The sequence below is a fragment of the Gilliamella sp. B3023 genome (assembly GCF_026536845.1).
Taxonomy (GTDB): Bacteria; Pseudomonadota; Gammaproteobacteria; order Enterobacterales; family Orbaceae; genus Gilliamella; species Gilliamella apicola_E.
The window spans coordinates 30750-44509 of sequence record NZ_JAFNNH010000002.1; the positions used below are offsets into that span (position 1 = coordinate 30750).

General features: G+C 34.3%; 13 protein-coding genes. 2 read left to right on the forward strand and 11 right to left on the reverse strand.

From position 1 onward, the window contains the following. Positions 1–102 precede the first annotated feature (102 nt). The 9 genes from J3U16_RS01575 to manD form a co-directional block, all read right to left on the reverse strand. Positions 103–1518 (reverse strand): RNA polymerase factor sigma-54, encoded by a 1416-nt coding sequence (locus J3U16_RS01575; RefSeq protein ID WP_416379925.1) that lies wholly within the window; start codon positions 1516–1518, stop codon positions 103–105. Between the two features lie 6 nt (positions 1519–1524). After that, the gene (lptB, locus tag J3U16_RS01580) at positions 1525–2250 is read right to left on the reverse strand and encodes an LPS export ABC transporter ATP-binding protein (RefSeq protein WP_065562280.1); all 726 of its coding nucleotides are present in this window, start codon (positions 2248–2250) and stop codon (positions 1525–1527) included. A 1-nt stretch (position 2251) separates the two neighbouring features. Continuing rightward, the gene (gene lptA, locus J3U16_RS01585; protein ID WP_267330076.1) at positions 2252–2806 is read right to left on the reverse strand and encodes a lipopolysaccharide transport periplasmic protein LptA; all 555 of its coding nucleotides are present in this window, start codon (positions 2804–2806) and stop codon (positions 2252–2254) included. Between the two features lie 3 nt (positions 2807–2809). Next, a complete protein-coding gene (gene lptC / locus J3U16_RS01590) occupies positions 2810–3376 on the reverse strand; it encodes an LPS export ABC transporter periplasmic protein LptC (protein WP_065562282.1) in 567 nt (188 codons plus the stop codon). A gap of 101 nt (positions 3377–3477) precedes the next feature. After that, the gene (gene yccX, locus J3U16_RS01595; protein WP_267330075.1) at positions 3478–3756 is read right to left on the reverse strand and encodes an acylphosphatase; all 279 of its coding nucleotides are present in this window, start codon (positions 3754–3756) and stop codon (positions 3478–3480) included. 79 nt (positions 3757–3835) lie between these two features. Then, the gene (locus J3U16_RS01600; RefSeq protein ID WP_267330074.1) at positions 3836–4519 is read right to left on the reverse strand and encodes a GntR family transcriptional regulator; all 684 of its coding nucleotides are present in this window, start codon (positions 4517–4519) and stop codon (positions 3836–3838) included. 138 nt (positions 4520–4657) lie between these two features. After that, the gene (locus J3U16_RS01605; protein ID WP_267330073.1) at positions 4658–6139 is read right to left on the reverse strand and encodes a mannitol dehydrogenase family protein; all 1482 of its coding nucleotides are present in this window, start codon (positions 6137–6139) and stop codon (positions 4658–4660) included. Between the two features lie 24 nt (positions 6140–6163). Next, the gene (locus J3U16_RS01610) at positions 6164–7498 is read right to left on the reverse strand and encodes an MFS transporter (RefSeq protein WP_267330072.1); all 1335 of its coding nucleotides are present in this window, start codon (positions 7496–7498) and stop codon (positions 6164–6166) included. A gap of 31 nt (positions 7499–7529) precedes the next feature. Then, positions 7530–8744 carry a D-mannonate dehydratase ManD gene (manD, locus tag J3U16_RS01615; protein WP_065734225.1) on the reverse strand — a complete coding sequence of 405 codons (1215 nt, stop codon included), beginning with the start codon at positions 8742–8744 and terminating at the stop codon, positions 7530–7532. 434 nt (positions 8745–9178) lie between these two features. Here manD and J3U16_RS01620 point away from each other — a divergent pair, with 434 nt between their 5' ends. Both J3U16_RS01620 and pabB read left to right on the forward strand, forming a co-directional pair. Beyond that, positions 9179–9745 carry an anthranilate synthase component II gene (locus tag J3U16_RS01620; protein WP_267338217.1) on the forward strand — a complete coding sequence of 189 codons (567 nt, stop codon included), beginning with the start codon at positions 9179–9181 and terminating at the stop codon, positions 9743–9745. Positions 9746–9747: 2 nt separating this feature from the next. Then, positions 9748–11481, forward strand: coding sequence for an aminodeoxychorismate synthase component I (gene pabB, locus J3U16_RS01625; protein WP_267342425.1), 1734 nt, complete (start codon positions 9748–9750; stop codon positions 11479–11481). 61 nt (positions 11482–11542) lie between these two features. Here pabB and J3U16_RS01630 read toward each other — a convergent pair whose 3' ends face one another. Together J3U16_RS01630 and pqiB are read right to left on the reverse strand one after the other, a co-directional pair. Next, a complete protein-coding gene (locus J3U16_RS01630) occupies positions 11543–12121 on the reverse strand; it encodes a PqiC family protein (protein ID WP_220225102.1) in 579 nt (192 codons plus the stop codon). Then, a complete protein-coding gene (gene pqiB / locus J3U16_RS01635; RefSeq protein WP_267342427.1) occupies positions 12121–13758 on the reverse strand; it encodes an intermembrane transport protein PqiB in 1638 nt (545 codons plus the stop codon). The genes J3U16_RS01630 and pqiB overlap by 1 nt, the downstream gene beginning before the upstream one ends. Between the last annotated feature and the right edge of the window lie 2 nt (positions 13759–13760).

Here is a 13760-nt window from a genome sequence, read left to right on the forward strand (position 1 = left end):
AATCACTGAGTTTTATATTAATAAATTCAATTAGATAAATGGTTTATTGCTTATCAGTTAAGTTATCACTTAAGGTGTGATGACTAAATATTAAGAATTAAGTTAAAGTTGTTTTCGATGGCTTGATGGAGGTATTGATAACGCTTCACGATATTTGGCCACTGTACGGCGAGCAATTATGATACCTTGATTTTCAAGGAGTGAGACTAATTTACTATCACTCAGAGGTTTTTTAGAATCTTCATCTGAAATATATTTTTTAATTAATGCCCGAATTGCTGTGGAAGAGGCTTCCCCACCGGATTGAGTGTTAACATGACTTGAGAAAAAGAATTTTAACTCAAAAATACCGGTTGGGCATTGTAAATATTTTTGCGTTGTCACTCGTGAAATAGTCGATTCATGCATATCTATAGCTTCAGCAACATCAGATAAAATCATTGGCTTCATATATTCAGCGCCATTTTCAAAAAAGTCTTGTTGATGCTCAACAATAAATTGACTAACTTTTAATAACGTCTCGTTACGATTCTCGACACTTTTTATAAACCAATTAGCGTCTTGTAAATGTGAGCGAATATATTGGCTGTCATGTTCATTGCTGACTTTTTCCATCGCAGCATAGTGTTGATTAATACGTAGCGTTGGAACAGTATCATTATTTAATTCTGCTATCCATTTACCATCAATTTTTTTCACTACAACGTCCGGAATAACATAATCAGGTGGCGTGGTATTAACAGAATCACCCGGATAAGGCTGTAAATGTTGAATAAAGTTAATAGCTTCTTTTAGTTGCTCATCAGAAGCATTTAATCGTTTTTTCAGTGTCCGGTAATCATGACTTGCTAATAAATCTAAATTGTCATTGATGATCTCTTTTACTAACGCCGGTGGTGTTACATGTTGGATTTGAATAGATAAACATTCTTGTAATGTTCTTGCTCCAACCCCGATGGGATCAAAATGCCAAATTCGCTTTAATACAGCTTCAACCTCGTCAAGCTCAATTTCATTATTACCTTGTTCCTCTAAAATTTCTTCAGTTGAAACAGTCAGGTAACCTCTTTCGTCTATTGCTTCAATAATGGATAGCGCAATTGCACGATCTACCTCACTAAAAGGCGTTAAATCTAATTGCCAATTTAAATAATCATGCAAGGTTTCGTGTGTTTCACCTTGATAGATAGGTAACTCATCATTACGATAATCTGAATAGGTTCCTGATGGTGTGCCTGCAGTATAGATATCATCTAAAGTTGCATCTAAAGGAATATCCTCTGGGATTTCTTGACTATCGAGTGCTTCACGAGTATCAATATTTTCGCTAGGCTCATGCTCTTCAACATTGATCTCATCGTATTGATCAGCAACCTCTAATAGTGGATTGTTTTCAAGTGCGGTTTGAATTTCTTGTCGTAATTCTAATGTAGACAATTGCAACATTCGAATCGCCAGTTGCAATTGTGGCGTCATTGACAACTGTTGCGATACCTTCAGTTGTAACCCTTGTTTCATCATAATCTATAATCTGAATTCATGTCCTAAGTAAACACGTTTTACATATTCATTATTTAATATGCTATCTGGCGTACCTTCAGCAATTAAATGTCCCTTATTTACTATATAGGCACGTTCACAAACATCAAGCGTTTCGCGGACATTATGATCTGTAATTAATACTCCTAACCCACGATCTCGTAGATGTTTAATGATATTTTTGATATCAATAACAGAAATCGGATCAACCCCAGCGAATGGTTCATCAAGTAAAATAAATTTTGGATTAGCAGCTAAAGCTCGAGCAATTTCAACTCTTCGTCTTTCACCGCCTGATAAAGATTGGCCTATATTGTCTCGAATATGTGTGATATGAAATTCTTCAAGTAACTCTTCTGCTCGATTTAATTTTTCATTTTTGTCAATATCTTGGCGTGTTTCTAAAATAGCCATAATATTGTCTATAACAGATAATTTTCTAAATATTGAGGCTTCTTGAGGTAGATAACCAATACCTTTTTGAGCACGCTCATGTAATGGTAAAATACTGATATCATGATCATCAAGATAGATTCTTCCTGCATTTAAAGTCACAATGCCAACTACCATATAAAAAGTAGTAGTTTTACCCGCACCGTTAGGACCAAGTAAACCAACAATTTCACCAGAATTGACGGTAAGACTTACATCTTCAACAACACGTCGTTTTTTATAAACTTTTGCGAGGTTTTCAGCTTTTAAAATTGACATTTTATTTATTCATCTCTTTAACTTGACTTGGGATGATAGTAGATTTCACCCGTCCTGAATTACCCGGCTGCGCAAGTATTCGTTGTTTTTTGACATCATAAGTAATGATCGGACTTTTTATACGGTTATCTTGCTGAATAAGCTCCGCATCACCTTGTAGTACAATATTACTTTCTTTCACATCATAAATAACTTGTGATGAATGACCTGTTACAACTTTATTATTTTTAGGCATAATTTGCTTATATCTTACAGGGTTACCATATCCAGTAATTTTTTGTTTGGTAGAGTCTTGCATATCGGTTATAACAACCTTATCAGCCCAAATGGTAAGACCTTCCTGAACAATCTGTACATTACCACTAAAGGTAATAATATTTTTTTCAATATCGATTTGTTGGTTATCTGCATCAATTGTAATAGGTTTATCATTAACAACCATCTTTTGATCTTTTTGAGGGGAAGACGCTTCAAAATTAGGCTCATTTGCAAAACAAGCAAATGATACATATAACATAAAAAATAATGGATAAATTGCTTGTTTTCTCAATCTCATTTTTTATTGTGCCTCAGTATTATAATAGGTTTTTATATTCTCAAGTATATTTGCCGTCTTTTCTCTTAAATCGCCAACTAACCCTGTCCCCGTCGATAAAAAGCCAATCCCTTTTATTTTTACAGGATCATTTGATGTGACAAGTTGTGTTTTTAAATCGACCACTGCGTTATCTGTCAATACTTGCTGTAATTGTGAATCAGGTGATAAATTTGTTAATTGTACATCTTGATAAAGGTAGATTAATTTATCATTAGTCAATGTTGCACGTTTTGCTTGAATATGCCAAGTCGCGGCATGTTCCTGATCGTAAAGCGTGACATTAGGTAAATCAAAATCTGTATTTTCATTGCTATCAAAATGTTTTACTTTGCTTGAAGCAATTTTATATACCATAGTGCCTGATAAATCATAGACATTGGTTATCATCTCATCACTTTGATAAATGGGTGTATCAGGCGAATTTGCGTTTGATGGTGCGACCGAAACACTATCTTCTGTTTGGTAAACAGAATAAATACCAATTATCAGAATAAGGAGTAGGATACAGATTAAATTTTTTTTATTCATAGTTTACGTTAATTATGTAAATAAAGTTAATCACTAATAAAAGTAGACCTTTATTACAAATCACCCAAAAATTGCCTTATTTTACTTTATTTTTTAGTAAATTAATATCTAACATTAAAAGAAGTTAAATCATTTTTGGGGGGCTGTTCTGAAACATCAATACCAGTTATTCGTGCGGATGTAGGACCACCTCTTTCAATCCACTGTATTAACTTAGATATTATTAAATCGTCCCCTTTAGCAACTAACTCAACGTCACCATTATCTAAATTTCTAACATAACCCGCTAATCCTAACTTAACTGCTTGTTGATAGGTAAAAAAACGGAACCCTACCCCTTGAACACGACCAGATACTCTAATTATAACTTGTTTTATCATACTAAAAAGTCTCACTCGATAAACTAAGCTTAATTTAAAAATTGAAATCGCGAATTAGTTTGTTTATTTAATAAAATGATCAATCAACAAACCATTCATTATGCTGTTGTGATACTATTTTTATCGTTTTTAATATAGTTGATAAATGCTCATGAAGTGCAAGTGCAGCCATTTCAGGATCATGATTTTTTAGCGCAATAACGATTTTTCCATGCTGTTTAACTAGGTCTTCTGGTGGGGATATATCTTCTAAAGTAAGGTATCTTACCCTGTCCATCATTGCTTTGATATTTTCGACGGTTTCCCATGCCATGGGGCAATCAATAACATTCATTATAATCTGATGAAATTCATCATCTTTTTCAAGAAAATAACTAATGTCTTTACACTTGTTGGCGTCAATTTGTTCTTTTAGATTTTTTTCAAGTAATAAAAGATCTGAATCATTAATTTCTTGTGCAGCACGTTTAATAATTGCACACTCAACTGCATCACGAATAAATTGACCATCAATTACTTTTTTAACTGATATTTTCGTTACAAAAGTTCCACGTTGTGGAAGAATTTGGACCAATCCAGCTTCTGCTAGTTTAATAAAAGCTTCACGAACGGGTTGGCGTGAAACATTAAACTGACCCGAAATATCTTTTTCAGACAATAAAACACCTGGTAATACTCGGCAAGTGATGATTGCCTTTCTTAATTGGCGATATATTTGTTGATTAACAGGTTCTGAGGTAGTTAACGCTTCCGATTTGAACATATATCACTTTCAAAAAACAAATTACAATAAAAGAGAATATAGGGGATTTTTGAATATAAGAAAAGTTTTTTATTTAATAATAAAAGTGCAATCATCTAAAGATGATTGCACTTGGCTTATTAATTATTGTTAGTGGAATTAAAAATTTTGAGTTATTTGTTTAACGGTCTCTTTTGCTCCTATGTCTCTTAAAGAAAGATAAGCTTTAGTTACCTGTTCAATAAACAATGGATTTTGGGGTAGATCCTCTCCAAAAACATGTTTTAAAGATAACAGTGCATTAACTCGATCTTGATTATCTGAACTATTTAAAACCAACTCTTTTAATTTCTCGGCTGCTGGATCGCAAACTTCAATAACGTTACCACTATCATCCACACCACTAACATAACGCATCCAAGCTGCAACACCTAAAGCTAAACAATCAAATGGTGTACCATTAGCTAAATGATATCTAACAGAATCAAGCATACGTTGTGGAAGCTTTAATGTTCCGTCCATTGCGATTTGCCATGTACGATGTTTTAAACCGGTGTTGCGATATCGATCTAGTAATGAATCAGCATAAGCTGACAAATCAACATTTTTTACCCGTAATGTAGTTGCTTGCTCATTTAACATTAAATGCCTAGCTGCTTTAACATAATTAGGATCTTGCATACATTCATCAATATGCATATAACCAGCTAAATAACCTAAATAAGCGAAAAATGAATGACTACCATTTAACATGCGTAATTTCATCTCTTCATAAGGCAATACATCATTAACTAATTCTGCCCCTGCTTTTTGCCACTCTGGACGACCAGCCACAAAATTATCTTCAATCACCCATTGTCTAAATGGTTCACCAGCGATACCTGCCGGATCATCAATACCACCAAGTTGTTTTTTTATTTTAGCCATCGTTTCTGGCGTTGCCGCAGGTACAATTCGATCAACCATTGTTGATGGGAAAGTAACATTATCCTCAATCCATTGCGCTAAACTTTCATCACGCTGCTTAGCCAAGGCTAAAACAACATTACGAGTAACATGTCCATTTTCAGGCATATTGTCACAAGACATAACTGTAAAAGGTTTTAATCCTTGCTCTTTACGTAAACGTAAAGCTTCCACAATGACGCCTGGAACAGATTTAGGTGTATGTGGATTAGTTACATCATGAATAATTAATGGATTATTAGTATCAATTGATGATGTTGATGGTAGATAGCAATAACCTTTTTCGGTTACAGTGATTGACACAATTGCAATTTCTGGACGAGTCATCACATCTAAGACTTTCTCAATTCCATCAACATCTGCATGTAATGCTTCTTTTGCAATACCTACAACACGAGTATTCCAATTATCATAAGACATTTCACACACACTAAATAAGCAATCTTGTTGTTTTAAATCTTGAATTTGTGCTTCACCACCAATCAAGTTAACTTCACAGTATCCCCAATCGCTATCATATTGCGTAGCCAATATATCTGCATAGATAGCTTGATGAGCACGATGAAATGCCCCAAAACCAAGATGAACAATTTTGGTTTTAATTTTGTTTCTATCATAAGTAGGGACAACTACCTCCTTAGGTAGTTGTGATAAAGTTTGATTTGATAATCTCATAATAAATCTCTAATTAAAATATCATTATTTTGCTATCCATTGTTGATATTCTTTTTTGATTTTGTTTGGTGCTGTTTCTGGTAATAATGCAATACCAATTATAGATGCAACACCTAAAAAACCAACATAAAGTGCTAAACCAGTATAATGACCGTTACAAATCTGAAGAATTTTCACGGCACATAGACCTAATATACCACTTCCAATTAAAGAACCTACTTGCCAAATTAAGGCTATACCACTACAACGGATCGCTGTTGGAAATAATTCTGGGAAGAATGAAGCTTGTGGAGCATAACACATTGCATGTCCAATAGGTAACACTATAATCATTGCAAGTTGAATCAATAAATAGTTTTGTGTGTTTATCATTAAGAAAAACGGAACAATAAAGATAACTTGTATCAATGCACCAAGTATATAAACTTTTTTCCTTCCTATTTTATCAGAGATTGCCCCCATCAAAGGAATTGTGAAAATCTCTATAACAACTGCAACGATAATTGCGTCTAGTACATAGCTTTTAGTTAAATTATTTACATTTACATATGCTAGAACAATAACAGTGAACATTGCAAATGAACATGCTTCGATGAGCTTAGCGCCAACACCTTTGATAACAATTCCTGGATAATTTTTCATAACATCTTTTAAAGGCATTGAAGATTCAACTGCTTTAGTTTCTCTAATTTTTTCGAACACAGGTGACTCATCAATTCGTAAACGAATAAATAAACCAAGTACAACTAAGAGCAAACTTAATAAGAAGGGAATTCTCCAACCATAACTCAACATTTGTTCTTCAGAAAGAATTGATGTTAATAACGCAAATAATGCTGATGGCAATAAGAATCCTAATGGTGCACCGATTTGAACCCAGCTTGAAAAGAAACCACGTTTTTTAGGTGGTGAATATTCCGCAGTCATAAGTACTGCTCCTGCCTGCTCACCTCCGACACCAAACCCCTGTAATACACGGATCAAGATTAAAATCACTGGTGCCCACCAGCCAATTGAAGCATAAGTTGGTAGCAACCCGATCACAAATGTACCTAAACCTACAATCAGAATAGTAATTACTAATGCTTTTTTACGCCCTACTTTATCGCCCATGTGACCAAATACGATACCACCAATTGGTCTCGCAAAAAAGCCAACCGCGTAAGTAGCAAAAGCTGCAAGTGTGCTAATAAATGGGTCATCACTTGGAAAAAACAATTGCCCAAAAAATAATACCGCAGCAGTTCCATAGGCAAAAAAGTCATAATATTCTGCAGCTGTACCAATTGATGATGCAACAGCCACTCGCTTTATCATGTTACGTCTTTCTTTTTCTTCTTGAATTCCTGTAGCTGACATATAAACTCCTTTAGTTCGCTTTATAATTAAATTACCAATTCCACAACGTGCCATCTTCTAAACGAGCAATTGGCAAATAAGCGGGGTTGTATGGATATTTTGCTGCTAGTTTTTCATCAAAATCGATACCTAAACCTGGTTTGTCACTTGGGTGCATATAACCATCAGTAAAGGTCCAGTTTGGTGAGAAGACTTCTAGCATTTGCTCTGAGTAACCCATAAATTCTTGAACACCAAAGTTAGGTACCCACATATCAAAATGAAGTGCAGCTGCATGACAGATTGGTGATAAATCTGATGGTCCATGAGAGCCTGTTCGAACTTGATAAAGCGACGCAAAATCAGCTATTCGACGCATATGAGTTATACCGCCTGCATGGGTTATTGTGGTTCGGATATAGTCAATAAGCTGTTCTTCAATTAACTGTTTACAGTCCCAAATACTGTTAAATACTTCACCTACGGCAATTGGTGTTACGGTGTGTTGGCGAATTAAACGGAAACATTCTTGATTTTCCGCTGGTGTTGGGTCTTCCATCCAAAATAGGCGATAGTCTTCAACACTTTTACCAAATCGAGCTGCTTCAATCGGTGTTAAACGATGGTGCATGTCATGCAATAAATGTTCGTTAAAACCAAATTTATTTCTTACTGCCTCAAATAATTTTGGTGTGAAATCAAGATATTTATCGGTAGCCCAAAACTGTTCTTCAGGATAGTTACCTCGTGTTGCTGGTTCGTAAGCTAAGTTTTTACCTTTACTTTGACCATAGGTGGTTTTCATTCCTGGTATGCCACACTGCACTCGAATGGCCTTAAAGCCCATTTCTTTATGTTTAGCATAATCATCTAACGCTTCTTCAATATCTTTACCTGTGGTATGGCAATACACCATTACACCAGTGCGAGAAGCTCCACCTAATAATTGATAAAGTGGCATATTGGCAACTTTACCTTTGATATCCCATAACGCCATATCTATGGCTGATATTGCTGACATCGTCACAGGTCCACGACGCCAATAGGCACCTTTATAGAAATATTGAAAAATATCTTCTATTTGACTGGCATCTCGCCCTATTAATTGTGGGCAAAGATGATCTTTAAGATATGATGCGACGGAAAGCTCACGTCCATTGAGCGTCGCATCACCTACTCCATATACGCCGCTATCTGTCGTTATTTTTAATGTGACAAAATTCCTTCCTGGACTACAAACAAAAACTTCTGCTTTTACAATTTTCATTAAATACCTCGAAAATAAATTGTGTAACTACAAATTAATCGATTAAATACTACCATACAAGTAGATTAGTATATTTTTGTGAGAGAGATCACATTACGAAGAAATATCTCAAAGAAAAAAGGAGCTTTTATAACGCGCTTCACAGAAGTTTAAATAAAAGATGGCATATGTAATGCATTGAAAGTTATTGAAAGAGGAACATCATTTATTTTATATATCATGCAATTTTATACATGATTTTGATCCCCTAAGTTAAATTTTTTTCTTAAATTACATTCAAAAACCCCGTTCCTCAAAATTTAAAAAAAAGTTGAGGAACGGGGTTTTTGAAAGCTTATATATAAACTGCTTTATGTGATATCCCTTTTTATAATAGAATCATCTGTCACATTTCAAACCTTCATTTTTTAAAGTAATAAGTATTGGATATAATTTTGATTCTTCTGATTGATAACTATGATTCATTTACATTTAATATATATGATTACCTGTGCCGTGCTGGCGCGAAGGTTATGGTCATCAAAAATGATGAAAAATCTATTGATGAATTAAAACAATTGTCGTTTTCTAAAATGGTAATTTCCCCAGGGCCAGGTACGCCAGATAATGCTGGGATATCGTTGTCAGCAATTCAGGCTTTTGAGAATAAATGTCCAATACTTGGTATCTGTTTAGGCCATCAAGCGATTGCTCAATATTTTGGATTCTCGATTATTAAAGCACCTGTACCCATGCATGGAAAAATTGATGAGATCATTCATGATGAAAAGGGATTATTTTCTGGAATTAAAAATCCTCTGTCTGTTGTAAGATATCATTCGTTAATTGTACAAAATTCGTCAAATGAGTCACCTTTAACAATCACTGCTACTAATAAACAAGGGTTGATTATGGGGTTACGACATAAAACATTACCTATCGAATCTGTACAATTCCACCCTGAAGCGATCAAGACTGAATTTGGTTTAAAAATGATAAGCAATTTTGTTAGTGAGCAATAAGCATGAAAATTTATATCGATTTTGAGGGGCAACGTAAATATTTTTGTGATCCAATAAAAATTATAAAGTCATCTGATTATCACTCAATAAAAAAACATATTGATGAGATAGAAGAGTTTATACAACAAGGTTATTTTGCTTGCGGTTATCTTGCTTATGAAAGCGCTATGAGCTTTAATGAGTCAAATAAGACCAAAATAGTCACAAAGTCAGACCAGGATTTACCTTTACTTTTTTTTGGTATTTTTGAGAGCTATACAACAATAGCTCATACTGAATGCGCTTTACCCGAATATTTTGAATTGTCTTGTGACACTAATATTGACGAATATCAGCAGAAAATTAGTTATATTCGATCACAAATTGAATTAGGCAATACTTATCAAACCAACTATACCATTCAATTTAACGCTCCATTCAATGGTGATCCTTTAGATTATTATCATTTTCTACAAAAAAATAATCAGGCAAATTATTGTGCCTATATTGAATTTGAAAATTATCATATTTTATCTATCTCCCCTGAGCTATTTTTTAAATTAGAAGATAGAACCATTACAACTAAACCGATGAAAGGAACAGCAGCACGAGGTTTAAATTCTGACCAAGATAAACAACAAGTGGCGCTGTTGAAGTCAGAAAAAAATCTTGCTGAAAATATGATGATTGTTGATTTACTTCGTAATGATTTAAGCAAAATATCAGTGCCAGGTTCAGTAACCGTTCCACATTTATTTACAGCAGAAAAGTATCCGACTGTCTGGCAACTCACTTCAACTATTCAAGCAACCGTAAAAGAAAATATAAGTTTGTATCAGCTATTTCAAGCGCTGTTCCCGTGTGGTTCAATTACTGGTGCGCCCAAATCAAGTACCATGCAAATCATTAGTGATATTGAAAACTCGGCCCGCGGGGTTTACTGTGGCACGATTGGTTATGTAGAACCTTTAATGAAAAAGGCAGTATTTAATATTCCAATACGAACTTTAACCATACATAATCAACAGTTGAATTATGGTGTTGGTGGTGGCATTACATGGGATTCAACTGCTGATGATGAATATCATGAGATTTTAGCTAAAACAGCTATCTTAAATCGAACGCTGACTATTCCTGAATATATTATTGAAACATTATTGCTTAAAGATGGCGAGTTGGTTTTGCTTGATATGCATTTAGATAGGTTGATAAATTCAACAAGTTATTTTGATTTTGAATGTGATATTCAAACAATTAAACAGACATTGACTAATTTAGCAAAAACTCATTCATCAGGAAGATATAAAATTAGGCTTCTGCAACCTAAATATGGCCAAGCAAAAATAAGTCTCGATAAACTTACTCACTCAATGGTGATTGATAAGCTTGATTTTGCACCCAAATGTGTCGATAAGGAAAACGCTTTTCTCTATCATAAAACGACTAATCGACAACACTTTCCTGAATTAGCAGCTGGGCAAGAATATATCAATTATAATCAATATGATGAAATCACTGAGTTTGTTAATGGTAATATTGCGTTGTTGATTAATGAAAAGTGGGTAACACCAACTATGACTTCGGGTTTACTTGCGGGTACTATGCGACAGTATTATTTGGATAATCATCAATTAACCGAGCAAAAGATTGTCAAACAAGATATTTTGCAAGCCGAGAAAATAGCATTTATTAATAGTGTGCGAGGATGGGTTGAAATTAAAGACCAAATATTAGATAAATTAAAAGCACAGTTTTGATGATCTGAAATTAAGAGCAGAGAACATTCCGTCATCATATTGACGGAATGTTTAGTAAGTATTAATGTTTAATTGAATTTGCAAAGTCTAATTCTTCATTTTGCCAGCCTTCGGATAAGGCTTTTACCAAAGCATCATAACCATTTGTTGCAAGTGGAACATGACGTTCAATAGCTTTAGTTACGATTTTACCTTTCTTATCTGTCACTACCCAGCGTCCTTTTATGATTGCATCGCCATTATAACCGCCATGGAAACCATCAATAAAAAGTTTAACTGTAAAAGTTGGCGTGGTAATTGATTTAGTTGACACCAAATAATTAGGCAAAATTTGAGTTAAGTCTTGTGACAATCGATCGGCAAGTTGTTGAGACAGCGTTGATGCCCATAAATGATTAGTTGCTGTGACATATTTTATGTCCTGTGTTTGCAGGACAATACCGGGTTTATTTAAGAAACTAGCTACCTCAATGGACTCAATCCAAATAAAATGATCTGTAGTTTGTGTCATTCTTGAGCCAGTCAAATTACTAGTTAATTGAAAATAACTTTTACTCGGTGCATTTGATGAACAACCAATTATAGTTCCTAATAATGTCACCAATATCGTAACTTTTAGCGTTCGAATTAATTTAACCATTATTTCTTACCTCTGGCTTTGGGTTCTTGGTCTTTTTTATTTGGCGCTGAGAAAATCAATGCATTACTTTTATTATTTAATGTGTTAAGTAAAGGAGTCAGCTCATCCATCATTAGTTGAATTTTCTGTAAACTTTCGATCATTTGTGTGTTAAGTTCAGATCCCGGTTGCAACCCTTTCATGGTCTCGTGTAATGAACGAATTGCCTTTTGTAAATCCTTCGGCATAGCTTGCATCTCTTTACTCGCCATAATTTGATTTAATGAATTCATTAGTTTTTCACTTGATTCTAATGATTTATTAAATTGTGTCATCGTGTTATTCAACGGTAAACTGTTAAAGTTGTCGAGTAATTGCAATATTTTTGCTTGAATTTGAGCAAATCCTGTTGATGTTGTTTCGATAGTATCGTAACCATATTGGTTAGCTAATTTTATATTGTATTTATTTTTTAAATCAGGATAAAAATCTAGATCAATATAAAGCGCACCAGTAAACATATTGGACGTTTTTAATGATGCTCTTAGTCCATTTTTTTGTTCATCTTTTATCAAAGCTGCTATATCGATCTTATCATCAACTAATTCTGATAGACGATCAGGCTCTATTCTGATTAATACTGGTACTTTTTGGTTGAGAATTGATCTTTCTTTTAACATTTCTGTGGTATAAAACGGTACTTTACTCACTGTACCCAATCTTATACCATGATATTCCACTGGCGCACCTTCGGCTAATCCCGATATGGAATCAGTAATCATAATTAGAAATTCTTTATATTCAGTGTACTGTGAATCTTGAATCGATTTTCTATCTTCATATAATTTATAGACATCATGTTGCTTAGCCGGTTCGCCTAATTTCGCGCCATCTGGTAAATCAAAGCTGATTCCACCAGACATTAGAACATCTAACGAAGGAACTTCAAGACTTGCTCCACGTGATGATAAAGATAAATTGATACCACCCTCTTTCCAAAAGCGTACATTTTCGGTAACTAATGCATCATAAGGTTTGGTTATAAAAACTTGATATTTCATTTTACGAGCATCGACATCAAATAAGGACGTTTCAACATTACCGACTTGATAACCACGGAACATCACTTTTGCACCACGAGGTACTACACCACTTTGGTCACTTTCTAAATTTAAGCGAATTCCTTTTATACTTGGATCAGATAACGGTGGTGTATCAGATAGAATAAATGGGTTATTTTTGAAACTATGCGTATCGTTGCCTGAGACCAGTTCAATATATACACCAGATAAAATAGTGCCAAGCCCTGTCACACCATCACGGCCAATTTCAGGTTTAACTACCCAAAAAATTGAGTCATTTTTTAACAATGGCTCCATATCATTATAAATTCGACCTTTTACGACGACTTTCTTGTAGTCATCAGATAATGTCACTTCATCAACTATACCAACGTCAACGCTACGATTTTTGATTACAGTCTTACCTGCAACAATGCCATTTGCATCATTGGCTAATAAGGTAAAAGATGTGCCTCTATCAGCAAAGTGGGCATAGATAATCCATAATCCAACAACGGCGGTTACTATGGGAATAATCCATATTGCAGAAATTGCTCGGATTTTAATTATTTTTGCTAATTTTCTTGAGGTTGCCATAT